The 14787-nt window shown below is 55.8% G+C and carries 11 protein-coding genes and 1 tRNA gene; 3 read left to right on the forward strand and 9 right to left on the reverse strand.

Annotated features, from left to right (window positions below; all coding sequences use genetic code 11):
* Nucleotides 1-71 precede the first annotated feature (71 nt).
* The 4 genes from SH661x_RS07225 to SH661x_RS07240 all read right to left on the reverse strand — a co-directional run bounded on the left by SH661x_RS07225 (nucleotide 72) and on the right by SH661x_RS07240 (nucleotide 6299).
* On the reverse strand, nucleotides 72-1826 hold the full coding sequence (locus SH661x_RS07225; RefSeq protein ID WP_437229447.1) for a hypothetical protein: 1755 nt from the start codon (nucleotides 1824-1826) through the stop codon (nucleotides 72-74).
* Between the two features lie 39 nt (nucleotides 1827-1865).
* Nucleotides 1866-2981, reverse strand: a complete 1116-nt coding sequence (locus SH661x_RS07230; protein ID WP_437229449.1) for a hypothetical protein — start codon at nucleotides 2979-2981, stop codon at nucleotides 1866-1868.
* Nucleotides 2982-3130: 149 nt separating this feature from the next.
* Nucleotides 3131-5239, reverse strand: a complete 2109-nt coding sequence (gene yidC / locus SH661x_RS07235) for a membrane protein insertase YidC (protein ID WP_437229451.1) — start codon at nucleotides 5237-5239, stop codon at nucleotides 3131-3133.
* A gap of 316 nt (nucleotides 5240-5555) precedes the next feature.
* On the reverse strand, nucleotides 5556-6299 hold the full coding sequence (locus tag SH661x_RS07240) for a metallophosphoesterase family protein (RefSeq protein ID WP_437229453.1): 744 nt from the start codon (nucleotides 6297-6299) through the stop codon (nucleotides 5556-5558).
* 1100 nt (nucleotides 6300-7399) lie between these two features.
* Between SH661x_RS07240 and SH661x_RS07245 the strand changes: the two genes are divergently transcribed.
* The 3 genes from SH661x_RS07245 (at nucleotide 7400) to SH661x_RS07255 (ending at nucleotide 9897) form a co-directional block, all read left to right on the forward strand.
* Nucleotides 7400-8257: a tyrosine-type recombinase/integrase gene (locus tag SH661x_RS07245; protein ID WP_437229455.1), complete on the forward strand. Its 858-nt coding sequence runs from the start codon at nucleotides 7400-7402 to the stop codon at nucleotides 8255-8257.
* Between the two features lie 581 nt (nucleotides 8258-8838).
* The gene (locus tag SH661x_RS07250; protein WP_437229457.1) at nucleotides 8839-9540 is read left to right on the forward strand and encodes a recombinase family protein; all 702 of its coding nucleotides are present in this window, start codon (nucleotides 8839-8841) and stop codon (nucleotides 9538-9540) included.
* 283 nt (nucleotides 9541-9823) lie between these two features.
* Nucleotides 9824-9897: transfer RNA gene (locus tag SH661x_RS07255), tRNA-Arg, on the forward strand.
* 221 nt (nucleotides 9898-10118) lie between these two features.
* On the opposite strand, the gene SH661x_RS07260 is transcribed toward SH661x_RS07255, so the two are convergent.
* The 5 genes from SH661x_RS07260 to SH661x_RS07280 form a co-directional block, all read right to left on the reverse strand.
* Nucleotides 10119-11030, reverse strand: coding sequence for a PspA/IM30 family protein (locus tag SH661x_RS07260; protein ID WP_437229459.1), 912 nt, complete (start codon nucleotides 11028-11030; stop codon nucleotides 10119-10121).
* Nucleotides 11027-11803, reverse strand: a complete 777-nt coding sequence (locus SH661x_RS07265; protein WP_437229461.1) for a hypothetical protein — start codon at nucleotides 11801-11803, stop codon at nucleotides 11027-11029. Before SH661x_RS07265 ends, SH661x_RS07260 begins: the two co-directional genes overlap by 4 nt.
* 59 nt (nucleotides 11804-11862) lie before the next feature.
* Nucleotides 11863-12732, reverse strand: a complete 870-nt coding sequence (locus SH661x_RS07270; protein ID WP_437229463.1) for a MotA/TolQ/ExbB proton channel family protein — start codon at nucleotides 12730-12732, stop codon at nucleotides 11863-11865.
* 121 nt (nucleotides 12733-12853) lie between these two features.
* Entirely contained in the window at nucleotides 12854-13456 is a 603-nt protein-coding gene (locus tag SH661x_RS07275) for a zinc ribbon domain-containing protein (RefSeq protein WP_437229465.1), read from the reverse strand.
* A complete protein-coding gene (locus SH661x_RS07280; RefSeq protein WP_437229467.1) occupies nucleotides 13449-14555 on the reverse strand; it encodes a DUF4339 domain-containing protein in 1107 nt (368 codons plus the stop codon). The genes SH661x_RS07275 and SH661x_RS07280 overlap by 8 nt, the downstream gene beginning before the upstream one ends.
* Nucleotides 14556-14787 lie beyond the last annotated feature (232 nt).

Consider the following 14787-nt stretch of genomic DNA (forward strand, 5'->3'; position numbering starts at 1 on the left):
AAAATCTTCCGACGTGCATGGACAGTGCACTCGCTCACGCTTCGTTCTCTGAGTGGCGAGACGTTTGTGGACTACTCCGAGCTTCCTTCGAGGTCCCCTTCGAAGATTTCTTTGAGCAGGTCCTGCAGCACACCCGGGAGTGACTGCTTCAGCCATTCCCGAACGACGGGGGGCGGGACCGCTTCACCGTTGACTGCCAGATCACCCGACTTGGAGTCCGAAATCAGCCCGCGCAGCGCATCCAGCGTCACCAGAGCTTCCACATCCGGAAGGACCCCATAGACTCCTTCCTGTTCCAGCTCCGTCAGCAGTTGACGGGCTTTTTTCGCTCCTTCGGTGACCGGAAGGCGTGCATCTCTCAACAGCACCAGACGCTGGATTCCGCCAGAGCTGAGTTGTTCCTTTAATCGGCCGAGCCGTTTGGCAAGGCTGGTCATGTTGGACTGATTGCAGATGGTGATCCCCAGTCGCAGCTGACCCGTCTGGAAGATCAGCGAGACATCGGGAAGATTTTCATCCGGAACAACCCGAGTGAGTGGCGAGAACGGGTCGACGATCAACGGCAGGCCATGCTCAAGAATCTCATCACTCAGATCCGGAGTGTTGATGATCTTCTTGTGCTCGACAGCCTGCTGAAGCTGCGACCGAAGAAACGCGTGGATCTCTTCCTGACTGGGGCTTGAAGTCTTCGGTGTAGAGTCCTGCGAAGACGCCGGGTGCTCGAATCGATGGGCACACAAACTCAGCAGTTTTCGGGGTGTCACTCCACCGGCTGCTGCGAACAGTCCTTCAAATTCCGCGGATGAGAGTGGCCAAGTTTCGTTTCCGGTCTCGCCTTCCGGGCGGGTGATCCCTTCCGCCTGCAGCCGGGCCGAGAGCAGGTTTCTCGCCTGTTCCCGGTTCAGCGGATCAATGGTGTACGTCCCCATCGAGGTCATGCGATCGTAGTCGGCCTGCCGGGCGTGATCTTTCAGATCCGTGGCGAAGACCGACTGGACACTCGAAACAATCAGCACATTGCGAGTCGAGTCATGCAGCGTGCTGATGGTCTGGCCGAACAAGAACAATGCTTCATGGTCGCCGGGCTTCACCTGCAGCGCCTCGACCTGGTCGAAGCTCAGGAGAATCGGCAGGTCAGGGCCGGTGAGCTGGCACAGCATCAGGACAATCTGTCGGGCCTGATCCTCAAGCTCTTCTTCCGTCCCGTCATCGCGTGCGAGTCCCAGACGTTCCAGCACGGAGTCCGCCAGTGATGTTCCCGCCAGCCAGGCCCGCAATTCGCGTCGATGTCGACCGAAGGCCAGGTGCTGAAAGGCCACGGACAGATTGTGATCCAGATGCAGCTCCTGCGAAATCTGCTCAACCAGGTTTTCCAGTCCTGCCGGATCTTCATCCAGCATGTACTCGTACCAGGGTTCCAGGTCCCATTCGGCTGGACGCAGGCGGGCCAGACGATGAAACAGAATGCGGTCGATCTGAGGTCGTCCGTTTTCGACGGGTCTGAACCAGTCTTCGACAAGTGTTCTGCGCAAGGTCCGCCAGATCATGCGCGGACTCGTCTGCAGCCGGACCCAGACGAACAGAAATTCTTCTCGATCCGTGGCGATGGGAGCCTGAGGAGTGAGAGTCCGTCGCAGCCGTCCCAGCAGGTGAGTCTTGCCGCTTCCTGCTTCGCCATGAATCAGCAAGGCTGCGGACTGTCCCCGCGCACGAACCTGTTTCAGGCCTTCGATGCAGGTCTGGAAAACTCCCTGCTGAAGCTCCGAGATGTCGGCGAGTGTGGAATTCCAGGGACTGGTGACGATCGTGTCACGAAAGGGGTTCACTTTCGATCCTCCTGAACTCTCTCTTGATGCGGCGCAAAACTACGAACGCTGTCGGGCTCCTCGAAGTGCGATTCCCACGTAATAGTTGCCAGCTCCATCGTGAACAAGATCTTCCCGCTCACTCTCTGAAAGACTGGCGGGATAGTCATGTCGATGCAATGCCAGCTCTTGAGTGCGTGCAAGACGCAGAACCAGATCGTCAAAGCTGGATTTCTGCATTCCGCTGAGGCGACGCAGGTCTCTGGCTGCGACAAGGGCCCCCTGCGAGGCACCCGGCTCCAGACGGTGAATCAACTGCACGAGATCGATATCTCCTTGTGATGAGAGACTCGGCTGTGCCGGGGTGCTGCCAGACATCGACACTCCTGCCGACTCGGACATTTCAATCAGACTGCGTCGAAGATCCTGATCCGAAACCTCGGACTCCTTGAGAAGCTGCACCAGCTTCTTCAGCTGCGCGGACAGATCCTTCAGATAGGGGGCAGGGGACGGGGGGGCGGCACCCCAGAGTTCCTTCTTGATCTTTCCATGTGCCGGATGCCTGAACAGCTCGCGCTGCGCACTCATTGCCTTGAGAACATCCGCGATCTGGTCTGCCGAGTAGCCTTTCAGCGCTTTCTTCAGACCCGCTTCCGGCTGCGGTCCGCTCGCACGCACCAGCTTGAGAATCACGTGTCGCCCGAATTCCACAGGACTGCGGTCCCAGTAACGGGGACCACCCCGGGCGGTCGCTGCCGGGAACTGATGAAGCCGCCCTGCATGGACTTTCTCCTCCAGGACGCTTTGAAGTTGATCCTCAGTCGCCTTGACGGGGATGCGGAGCTTTTTCAGCAGGTCCTTCAGCGTGAAGGGCTGGTCGAAAGGACTCGACAACGCAGCATCAACTGCCGACCGCAACACGTCCACTGGGTGACGGGTCCAATACCGGGGCTGGCCGGCTGCGGATTTTGCAGGATAGCTGAACAGGGAGCCGCGTTGAATCTCCTGTTCGAAGACCTCTTGAGCTGCCGGTTCAGGAAGACGCACTTCTTTCGGCAGTTTCTTGAGCAGGGCAGCCGCGGTGACAGGTTCAGGAAGAGCCTGCAGAACTGCCAGCAGCTGTTGGCGAAATTCTTCAGGCGAGGGAGACGGACGGACAACTTTCTTCGCGACCATCTGGCCCTAATCCCTATTGCTCATTCCTGAATCCATTCCCTTGTCACCTAGAGCGGTTTGCCAATAATCTATTACGTTCCGCAGGCGATCATATGGACTTTCATGCGGTGAAAATCCTGAATCGCCTGCACATGATAGACCAAACTGGTCTAACGCCGGGGCTTGTTCCCTTTGCCCCCTTTATCCTTGCTGAACTTGCGTTGCGAAGACTGTGCTTCCGTGGTGTTCTTGGCCTGATCGGCCGCTTCGCGAATCTTGTCCCACCAGCCGGGAGCTTTCTTGGCGGCAGCATCAGTCGGAGCGGGACCAGTTCCCTTGGGGATGACTATGACATTCCCGTTTCCTGCTCCTTCTTCAGCCTGGGCTTCCGCCATGGCTTTCTGATGCGTCGCAATACTCTTCTTCAGCAGGAGCCGCTCGCAGATTCCCCACAGGCTCGAGGCGATGAAGTACACGCACAGACCTGCCGGAACCCGATAAAACGCGAAGCCGATGAAGATCATCATGAAGTTCATCATCTTGTACTGCATCGCCTGCTCCTCGGAAGTCGGAGGAGGGGTGAACAGCTTCTGCTGGACAACGAACAGCGCCACGGTAATGAACGGCAGCAGGTTGAATTCCGTCCAGCCGAAATAGGGGACGGTGAACGGCAGCTGTGCCAGCCGGTCGGGAGCAGCCAGGTTGTCGATCCACAGAAACTTCGCCAGACGCAGGTCGACCGCGTGGTAAAGCGAATTGTAAAGACCCAGGAAGATCGGCAGCTGAATGAGGGCCGGCAGGCAGCCCATCATCGGGTGATAATTGTGCTTCTTCTGGAATTCGCGATAGGCACGCGCGAATTCTTCCGGCTGGCCTTTGTACTTGTCCTGCATCTCCTTCATCTTCGGAGCGAGGATCTTCATCTTCTCAGCTTCAATCGCCTGCTTGCGTGAAACCGGGATCATCGCACCTCGCACCACCACCGTCAGCGCGATGATGGCCAGGGCGTAGGGCAGATGCAGTGAAGTGTGGAAGAACCCGAGGATCAGCAACATGATCTTGGCGACCGGAGCAAACCATCCCAGCTGGATGATCGATTCGGCATTCAGCGCCTGCATCAGCTGGGGCCGCTTGGGACCGAAGAACGCATTGAACTCGTTGGTGACGCTCCCTTTCGCAGGGACCTTCAGCGAGGGCGATTCCATCACCAGCGACATGTTGCTGCGATCGGTTTTGGCGCGGTCCAGATGCAGCAGTTCCGGACGGGTAATCGCGATGACCGATGCGGGGTTTCCGGCGGGAGTGTTTCCGCCCAGCTGATTCCCCTGGGGGAGGATCAGGGCCGCGAAGAACTGATCGTCAATTCCGGCATAGTGCACTGGCGCACGCCAGTCTTCAATCGCTTTTCCATTGGGCTGAAGCGACTTGTCAAACTGCTTGACCAGTGCCCCGGCCAGCATGTTTGTCGAAGTCACCTTCGACGGATTGCGTGGATTTTCCAGCAGTCCCAGCTTGATTTCACGGAAGATGCGGGTGTTCTCAGGATCTTCCAGCGGAACACCGACCGGCCCCTGCAGGGAGTACCGGGTCTCCAGTTTCTTGTCGGTGAGATTGCGGATCTCGACGGTCAGGTTGAGCAGGTAACCGGCGACATCAGTGTCGCGGTTCTTCAGTTCGACTTTCGGGACGGAGAAGGTCTTGAGAACTTCCAGGTCGCCAGCGGGGGACGGGTAGCGGAACGTGACGCTGGTGGCGTCCTGCTTCACGATCTCCCAGTTCACCGTCGCCAGGGTCTTGCCGGTCGGCTTCAGCAGTTCATCGAACTCAGGAATGGTGGTATCCAGAGTCCGGGGGAGGGGACCTTCGCCGACGTTCCGGACGAAATCATTTCCCACGACTTTGAGCTGTGATTTGCGATCTTCCGTAGTATAGCGTGGGTCGGTCAGCCAGACGGCATCCAGACCGCCCCCCTGCGTGTTCAGTTCCGCCTTGATGAGGAAGCCTGCCTCGAATCCCGCATCACCCAAGATCACCTTCTGTGCAGGGAATTCGGGGAGCTTCTCCGCAGCGGCCGGAGCATCCTCGCTGGAGTTTTCTTCCGGAGTCGCGCCTGCGTCCTTTTCCACATTGGCAACGTCAGGCTCTGCGGCAGCCGGGGCTTGGTTCGCAGCCTGATTCTGAGCTGCTTTCTGAGGTGGGGGGAACATCCCCGGGAACAGGACAGGCGCAATCTGCATCCAGCCAAAGAACAGGGCAATCGCCACCGTGGCGGAGAGCATTTGACGACGTTGATCCATCCACAAGATGACGGCTCGCGGGGAGCGAGACGTCCCTTTCCGATTCTAAAACCGACTGCCTGCGGCGATTTTGAATTTCTGATTCACAGCCTGCATGCGGAATCAGAGGCAGATGCCCGCTTCAGGTCTCACTACCAGCTGACCGGGACCCGGGCAGCTTCAGCGGAACGGACGAGATGAGCTCGCAGGTCAACTGAACCAGGAGTTTGGCGAAATATCGCTGCTTTTTCCAGAGTCGCAGTGAGTTTCCAGCGAGAAAGAGAGGGCCTGCAGCTGCCCCAGCTTCACTGGGCTGTCATTATCGCCCGTCTCGCAGCCGATCTCCGAGGAAATTGTCCAGCTCGGGGATGGGATAGATTTTCGAGATCGTCTTTTCGAAATCGTATTCGACCCGGCGGAAGTGGACGGCATTGTCTTTGATGACCACATACGACGACCGGGAGTCTCCGTCGCGCGGCTGCCCGACGGAACCGACGTTGATCAAAACCTTGCGGTCGCTCAAATCGAGCCGATATCCTAGCTCTTCGGGTGACTGGAAGTTGTAGTCTTCCGAGAAGACGCCGGGAATGTGGGTGTGTCCCTGGAAACAGTACCGGTCCACCAGCCCGAAAATCCGCTCCATTTTTCGCTGGTTATAGACGTCTTCGGGAAAGACATATTCGTTCAGGGGATTCCGGGCCGACCCGTGGACGAACAGGAACTTGTCCTCGCGTCGCATCCGGGGCAGGTCACCCAGAAATTCCCAGCGGCGCTCGTTGTTCGCCGCATCGCCTGACTCAAGCATCTGCCGGGTCCAGAAAATGGCTCGCTCGGCACCGGCGTTAAATCCTTCCGGATCGAAAAGAGCGGCCTGATCGTGATTGCCCAGGATCGTGACCTGGCAGCGGTGCATCACGAGGTCGATACATTCCCGCGGATTTGGGCCGTAACCGATGATGTCACCCAGGCAGTAGATCTGCGTGATCCCCTGGCTGTCGATATCGGCCAGCACCGCTTCCAGGGCTTCAAGATTGCCGTGGATATCGCTGATGATTGCTCGCAACTGTCGCTCTTCTCTCACGTTACCGAATGAATCGGACCGAATGGCTGTGTCGGCGAAATAGCCTTCCAGTGTAGGTCACGCATCGAAGTAGGGTCAAGTTTGGCCGATGCGTCCGGTTCTGTTCCCGGCAAAATTCAGTCCTATTCCCCTGCAATCGGGAGGAACAGCAGGTTCCGCTCGCCGGGAAGTCACCGTCTCCCCGGCCGCCAGGAATCATCCGAGGACTGATAAGTCCCCTTCCAACCATCCTATGCAATGTCACTCGCGAAAAATGGACGGGGACCGGAGACACCAGGTCTTCAGTTCTGACGATTCCCTACAGGCACGCCCCTCCCAAGTCCGTCACGAGCAGTCCGGAGCAAGAGGACCAACTGCTGGAAATCGCATCATCAGCCGCGTCGAAACGCAATGTTTTCTTCCGACGCAGCCGGCTTTGAAGTTTTCGTCGCTGCGTTCACGACCCCGGTCATCAGCAGTCGGAGAACGCAGGTGCCCCTTCGTCTGAAGGGGAGCGGTTGTCTTGCTGTGAGACCTGCAGCTAGAATCTTCGGCATCACACCATCTGTCAGGTGAAATCGACGTCGTCCTCCTTGGCGGTGACTTGCCAGACGGGACTCACCGTCGATCTCACTTCAGACGTTGCAGGGCTGAGGACTCGTGCTGTCGAACACGGGTTCGTTCAAGTTCAAATGCCGAATGTATTGCTCTCGTAGCTCAGCAGGATAGAGCGTCGGTTTCCTAATCGGGCCAAGGACTTACGTCAAAAGAGTTAGGTCTGGAATCCAGCCTGTTTAAGCGTGTTTTACCCTTCAAAGGTATCAGCGCGTATCAGGTTTCAAATGCGACTTCCAGCACTCCGAAGAAACGGCGACGGACGGGCTTTTGCGGTGTATCCCCGATCAGGCGGACGCCGTGAGTACTTCGGTGTCTACGGCACTGATGAGGCCGACCGAGCATACGGCAAGTGGCTCGCATCTGTTCTGACGTCTCCGACGTCTACAACTGTTTCTGATCTGACGCTGGCAGAACTCTGTCGGATGTACGTTGCGAATCGCTCCGAACAAAAGCGAGCAGAGCGACACCTCGCGGCTGCAACTTGTATGAACCTGACCCGAGTCGCCGGTCAACTCAAATGTGGAGAACTTGGCCCACGCATCTTGCTCTTATTACAGGAATCTCTCAAGCACACAAGATGTCGTAATCATCGAAAGAAACAGACGCTCTCCCGCTTCTATATCAACAGGCAAGTTGCGGAAGTTAAGCGGATGATCAAGTGGGCATGTGCGCACGAGTACATTCCCGCTGAAATCTATTCGAAAATGCTCCCTGTAAGCGGGTTACGTCGTGGCTGTGGGGTCAGGGAAGCGGACGGTGTTCAGCCCATCGAACTTACCGAAGTTAGGCTGACGCTTCCATTTCTGAATGAGCCCATCCGAACGATGGTTGTGGTTCAGTACCTTTGTGCGATGCGTCCTTCAGAAGTGTGCGGGATGCGGTCGGAATGGATCGACCGAAGCAAAACCCCGTGGCTCTATGCGCCGGTAGATCACAAAAATACGCATCGCGGCCAATATCTCCGCAAGGCCATACCGCAAAAAGCAGCGCAGTTGCTTGAACCATTCCTCGAAGCCAAGCGTTCTGAGTACGTCTTCCCCGCATGCAATCGCGCTGGGGTGGTGTTGGGACCATACGCTGTCAGTTCCCTAAGAAACGCTATCAAACGGGCTATTCACAAAGCTAATCAAGCAGGTGTGAAAGTAAGGGAATGGTCTCCCCTCCAGCTACGCCACACCGTGGCAACTCAGATTGAGGAGCAATTCGGTCGAGAAGCCGCTCAGATCTACTTGGGACATTCGGAACTGGACACCACGGCTATCTACGCCCAGAGGTCTGCGAAGGCGGTAGCAGAATTAGCGAAGCATTTCGAGGCAACGATCTTTCAAAATCTATGGGACTGACCATCCCTGCATCCTAGAGCGGTGGCTGGGGGGCTGGAGATCTCCGCAACAGGCAGTCGCCATCCAGGGCAACAGGAGAAGCACGAGGAACATACTGTTCCTCAGAGGCGTGAAGGTTTCAGTGGGGAAGGGGAAATGGGATGCGACGGGGAGCGACATTCCAGGGAAGAGGCTCTCTGTGTTGCAGGGTACTGATTGAGAATCAGCAAACCCTCGTCCAGGCATCGAACTCAACAGCGTCTACGCGTTCCAATCTTCAGTAAGTGTTTTGAGTCGTCCGCTTCAAGCGATGCGTGATTGCTGTCTCAAACCGCAGTTTAACGGAGCGGTCGGGGGCGACGGGTTAGCTGGTAGATGATCCACCAATGACAGGATCGGCCTCCGCAACACAGGGCGGGTCCGGTGCGAATTCCATCTTGTGCGATTTGTTTTGCTGTCAAATGGTCGTTTGGCGATCAGGGTTTCCCGCTCAGATGCCAACTTGGCAGCAATTAACCTTCTCCGTAATCGCATATCATTTCAGTTGACGGACAACAATACAAATGATATGATACCTGAAATTAACTGAACGGGGGTCGATCATGCAGAAAATTGTTGCCTACTATCGAGTGTCCACCCGAAAGCAAGGGCAATCCGGGCTGGGGCTGGAGGCTCAACAGTTAGCTGTTGAGCAGTTCGCGAAGCACAGCGATGGCAAAGTCATTGCCTCTTACAAAGAAGTTGAATCCGGCAAGCGGAAGGATCGTCCGCAGCTTGCTGAGGCCGTCGCACATGCTCGAAATGCTGGCGCTAGACTGGTTATCGCCAAGCTAGATCGACTGGCTCGCAATGTCTCGTTCCTGTCGGCGTTGATGGATGCAGGCGTGGATTTCGTGGCATGCGACAATCCCCATGCAAACCGACTCACCATTCACATCCTGGCTGCTGTTGCGGAGGACGAGGCGAGGCGTATCAGCGAGCGAACAAAATCAGCTCTGGCTGCAGCGAAGCGACGTGGAGTGCAGCTTGGATCCGCCCGAGAAGGTCACTGGGAGGGGAGGGAAGAGGCCCGACTGGCTGGTCTGAAGAATGGCCGTAAGGCGTCGATTGCAATTAGACGTGAGAAGGCCCGGGAGGCTGTTGGGTTTCTGACCGCCCGCATTCAGGAGCGACGGCAGAAAGGAGAGTCGTTTGCGAGCATTGCAGGGCATCTGAATGACCAGGGATACACGACCAGCCGGGGAAAAGCGTGGACTCCGATGGCCGTGCTGCGAGCTTCGAAGCTGGGTTGCGACACTCTCTGAGCAATTGCCAGATTCCGCGAGCGACAGGCTGCCGGTATTGTTGCTGCAAAGGAAGTCAGAGCGAACACATTTTGCGGGATCAGGCTCACCGTTTTTGAGGAAGGTGACTGGCAATCTACAAGAAATGGAAACTGGTGTTCCGATGTGTTCCATTGCTCAGGCAGATGTACTCCAAGTATAAGAAGACGCTGCAGGGTTGACGAAAAGGAATCAAAAGCGTATCACACCCACGACCTTATTCAGCGTTGAATCCAGACACAACCTCGGAATGCATTAGGACTTGGCTCTCGTAGCTCAGCAGGATAGAGCGTCGGTTTCCTAAACCGAAGGTCGTGGGTTCGAATCCCGCCGGGGGCGTTTGATTGTAGTTGGATTCAAGGGGCGGAGTGGCTTTCGAGCGAGGTGACTGGGCTCGGTCCCCGTCCATTTGAGAGCGTGTTGATTGAGCACCCTCGACGGCGAAGACGTTCGGATCGCGGAAGCTTTCTCGACGATTTTCGTGATGCCTCGGGCTCCATTCTTCCGTTCCTGCCCAGTGCCTCTTCTCGGGAGTCGTGCGGGCTTCTGGGCGCCCCTGTTTATTGAATCAGGCCGCCGCTTCCTCCCCGGTCCACGTAGCCCCCGTCGGACTCTGCAGGTATCAGTCGATATTCAAAACCAGATTCGGCGATCGCATCACGCAGGTACTGAAAGGCACCGTACGAATCGGGGCGAACGACAACTGCCAGGTAATCCATCGAGGGGTCGAAACTTTTCATCGATCGAGCGATGCGGGCTGCAGACTCTTTGGTGGTGTCTACAGGGATGCCCGCTGCGGGATTGGGAGATGTGACGACACCCGCTTCGCTTTCTGACAGAATCAGGAAGTCGCGGGTGTTCAGGCCTTCCCGAGTCCCGGACGGCGAGTACTGGTGCCAGCAGTAAAGTCGCCTGAACTGCAGGACCAGCAACACCTCCCGCTTGATTCCCGGAGATCTGGCCACCGGCATCCGCAGTGTCTTTCTCCGAGAGGACCTGTGTTCCGTCAATGAATTTCTGAGTGCTGTCAGTTGGGCTTCCATTTCCGGGAGTCGAAGCTGCAATTCCTTTATCTTTCGCGTGAGATCCTGCTCTCCGGCCTCGTGTTGCTGGATCTGCTGTTGCAGGGCAGGGATCTCAGTCTCGAGTTCGGAATTGCGGTCCAGTTCAAGTTGATAAGTCGCCAGTGTTTCGGCGAGATCGTCTCGCGTGAGCATCGAGACGGTTTTCGTCTGCTTTTCCAGACTGGACTCCAGCCGCTCTTTCAGCCGCGTCAGGTCTTCCAGCTGATTCTGTTCAGCAATCGCCTTTGCTGCATCTTCGGGAGAGCTGTGGAGTGTCTGCCGCTCGCCGCTAATCATCAGAAGCACGACCACCAGCAGAGCAATGAAGATAATTCCTCCAAATGTATTGCAGATGGTGTCGAGGAGAAGCTCCAGGCTATCGGCGGGCATCCCGCTGCGTCTTGTCATTCGCCTGCTCCCCGAACCGGGTGGAGCAATTGTTGCTCAGAGTCGGCAAGATCGAATCCAAAAGAAACGTTGTTCTTCTCGAAGACCTGCGAGATCTCTTCGAATGCCTCAACCCCATCAGGACGGACGAACAGAAAGAAGTAGGCCTGTGATTCCGCCTGCTTTGTCCAATCGAGAAAAGCCTGCTGCGGAGTTTTTGTCTGTAAGAACCCCGAGCGGGAAGGGACAAAGCGGGTCGGCTTCTCGGCACGACCGATGGGGGCAACCTGAATGGCTGAGGCCGAAAGTTCGACAATCCATCCTGACCGGCGGTCTCCGCGAGGCAGAGAAAAAATGGAGCGATCTTCATGAATTTCGACTTGCAGTTCATGCTTCAGTCTTGCCGCTTCTTGCTGTGCAGCCAGGAAGCGACGACGCAACTCTTCCAGCTGCTTGCGTCGAAGGTCGTCCGCAGGCTCACCTTGCTCGATGGCTGTCAATTTCGTTTGCAGGTCGTCCTTTTTTGCACTCAGCAGCTGGTTGACTGTCTGAAGATTCTGAATTTGCTCATCCAGTTCGGCAGCGGTCAATTGCGAAGCCGATTGAATCAGGGAGTTCGCATCGACGATCCGCCGCTCCAGCAAGCGGATCTCCTCCTGCAGCTCGGAAATGGTGCTCTGGGGGACACCCGGCTCCGATACGGGAGGACTGGCGTGGGCCGAGATTTCAGGGCGCTGAATCAGTTCCAGGCATAGAATCAGGACAATCATAATCATGATTCCACTGGTGGACATGATGATGTCCTGAAAGGAGAACAGCGTGATCGCTGGAGCAGAATGTCGGGAGCGACGACTCATTCGCTGGACATCATTTCATAAGGAGTCAGGCGTAACCGGCCGACGACATTTCTGACACAGTACTCCGCACAATCATCAAGAAATTCTTCTTCGCGTTTTTTCGTCTGCGTCAGCAGCAACTGGACAATCAGGGCGGCCAGCAGCCCTTGAAGCGTGGTCTCGAACGCGACCGAGAGACCCGCGGTGACCCCCTGCAGCGACGCCTTGATTTCCGAAAGTTGTTCCGTTGACGAGAGGACCTGCCCGAAGCCTCCGATGGAAATGGAAAGGCCTTCCACGGTCCCGATGAACCCCAGCACCGGAATGGCCCAGACGAACCCGCTGAGGATGGAATAGCTGGTTTCCACGGTCGACTCATCCTGCTCTCCCTGAGACCGGAGAATTTCATCAAGGTCGGCCACACGCCCGAGATTCTTCAGGTTGGAAAGAGCGATTTCGATCCTGTTGAGCAGAATAAATTGCCGGGGTTCGTCGACAGCCTGATGGATCCGCTTCGTGACTTCTCCGACCGTATTTGAAGTCAAGACGAACTCCGGATTCTCCGGGAGAAGCGGCAGCTGCAGGGCCTTTCGTTGCAGCTTCAACTTGCCGGACTTCAGAAACAGAATGGCGATCGACCAGAAGAAGAAAAAAACGATCGCGTAAGGGACAAAGCCTCGTTGTGTAAACGACTGGGCAAAATACGACTCATGCACTGGAATCAGAGCTGCATAAAAAAGACAGGAGGAAATGACGGCCAGCAGGAAGGAACAGGTGTTATTCACACGTGTGAACCGCCCACCGCGAAAAAGCAGACGCTGCTCCGGATCTGATTGATGCCAGGACAATAATCTGTGCTGGCCATTAAGCGAACGAGTCTGATTCATTTGTGAGCTGACTTTCGACAGCTAAGGGAATGACCGCACCGGCACCAGCGACACGTGGTTGATGGAGTTGTCCAATACGAGGAAATTATGACTGTCAAATGATTGAGGGACGAAATGCTTTTTATTCTTTCGTTTTCGCGACCATTGCATGCAGGCCCATTCCAATCCAGCAAATGGGAGCAGCCAATCCACCAGTCGAAATACACAAAAGAATCGCCATGACGATCCATGCGAAGCCGGCTGCCCACTGACCCTTGTACCACAGCCCAACCGGCCCCAGTAGAAAGCCAAGACACCCTGCGACAAGATCTGACTTGGGAGGAACGTTTGGTTCCCTGGAAGAGCCAATCAGTTGAAGAGTCTGGTTTGCGGCTCGCAACGACGGATCCAAAAACTCGCCACAATGACGGCATTTCTTTGCTTCGGTCGATATTGACTCTGCACAGTAAGGACAGCGCATCGTCGGTGATTTTGAAGAGTGCACGTTTCGGGGCAACTCTTCAGTTGCTTCGGACTGAAAAGCGGGAATCGAATGCGCCAGTCGAGCTGCCGCAGGTTCAGCTGCCGAAAAGAATTCGCCTACCGTCTGCCACGTCTTTTTGTCCTTCGAGAGGATGTAATCTGCTTTGAGACGTCCTCTCGCCTGCAATGACTCAATCTGGCCCATACTCAAGGGGCCCAGAATCCTGCTTCCAGTATTGATGAAAAATTGACCGTCAGGCATCAAAGCTCTCGCTGACAGCGCCGGGCGACTGATTCACAACAGTCATCGTGGGAATTTGAAAGACGACTTCACAGGCAGTCGGAAAGATGCTACCGACTGCAAACATGAGATAGGACAAGATGGGGACGATGTTCGCTGCTAGAATGCTCAGGGTTCCAGAACCGATCAACGAGAGCGTTAGCGGATCCAGAAGAGTGCTTCTGTCGAAGAAAGTGGAGCCTCGGCTGACTGCCAGAAGGTAGGCGGCCCATCCAAAGCTGATGCATGCGAGAACTCCGCAGGCAGCAAAAATGAAAGAACTCTGTCGTACCTGCAATTTGAGGAGGAACAAAACAACCGAGACTCCTTCGCGTCCCGCGTGACTACCAGGCACGTCAGAAATATTGAATCCATCCGGGCGCAATACGGCGACTGCGCCAGCGACGTAAACAAAGGCCAATCCGATCGCCCCCATCACCAGCGGGACCTGCTCGTAAAGATGTACCGCTTCCATGGAGGTGACCAACAATAGCACAGGTCCTAATGTCCCTGCAGTTAACATCAGTACTGCCACGGAATTTAATAACGCCAATGAATTAATCTGCTGCGGCGTATTAAAGATCAGCTGTTCACCCGAATGCAATGAACGCAGGGCAGCGAATCTCAGCGACGAAACCAACAGAACTTGCGCTAATCCCCATAAAATCGGGTAGAACGTATTTGTTTTGATCGCAAGTATCAGATAGATCAGGGCGATTAGAAGCGTTGTCGCGAGAATGGCACCGCCCCCGGTTGATGCCAAGAGACGCAGGTATCCCTTCAGCTTCGGTGCAGTGTAGGAATTCCTGAATTGATTGAGCAACCCGCTCCACAATAAGGTTTGAGAATCGGCAGACGCTTCTGTGTGCTCTGAAGTTCCTGACGGAGTCTTTGACCGTCCTTTTTTTCTCGTCATCAGGCCGGGCTGTTCGCTCACCTGAATCCATTCGTCCAGGCCTGAGTGCCAGATCAGATCGTTCTCGCCCAATAGTCCTTGTGACGCCAGCTTCTTCAGGTGCTGGAAGGGGACCGGGCCCTGTTGCTGTTCGTCGATTGCGTAAAACCATTCCGTCGATCGCACAGGCTGATCCGGGTCCGTAACGTCGTCGGAAAGGAGTCTTGACCGTTTGGCCGTCGGTTCTCCAAAGACTTCCGCCAGACTCGAAGCGGGAGACCAGTTTCTTCGGTCCGTCGAGACTTCGTGCTCGTTATGAATTCGCCCACGCGATTTCAATGATCGAAGCTGGTTCAGATCAAAGGGGCCCAGGATCTTGCCGCCGATTCGCACAAAATGTTTGATGCTGTTTGTCTGG

The organism is Planctomicrobium stercoris, assembly GCF_051465655.1.
Classification (GTDB): Bacteria; Planctomycetota; Planctomycetia; order Planctomycetales; family Planctomycetaceae; genus Planctomicrobium.

Coding starts and splice junctions, on each gene's coding strand:
- SH661x_RS07260 (WP_437229459.1), bottom strand. CDS start 11,030: ATGACAAGACGCAGCGGGATGCCCGCCGATAGCCTGGAGCTTCTCCTC.
- yidC (WP_437229451.1), bottom strand. CDS start 5,239: ATGCTCTCCGCCACGGTGGCGATTGCCCTGTTCTTTGGCTGGATGCAG.
- SH661x_RS07265 (WP_437229461.1), bottom strand. CDS start 11,803: ATGTCCACCAGTGGAATCATGATTATGATTGTCCTGATTCTATGCCTG.
- SH661x_RS07270 (WP_437229463.1), bottom strand. CDS start 12,732: ATGAATCAGACTCGTTCGCTTAATGGCCAGCACAGATTATTGTCCTGG.
- SH661x_RS07230 (WP_437229449.1), bottom strand. CDS start 2,981: ATGGTCGCGAAGAAAGTTGTCCGTCCGTCTCCCTCGCCTGAAGAATTT.
- SH661x_RS07245 (WP_437229455.1), top strand. CDS start 7,400: ATGAACCTGACCCGAGTCGCCGGTCAACTCAAATGTGGAGAACTTGGC.
- SH661x_RS07250 (WP_437229457.1), top strand. CDS start 8,839: ATGCAGAAAATTGTTGCCTACTATCGAGTGTCCACCCGAAAGCAAGGG.
- SH661x_RS07275 (WP_437229465.1), bottom strand. CDS start 13,456: ATGCCTGACGGTCAATTTTTCATCAATACTGGAAGCAGGATTCTGGGC.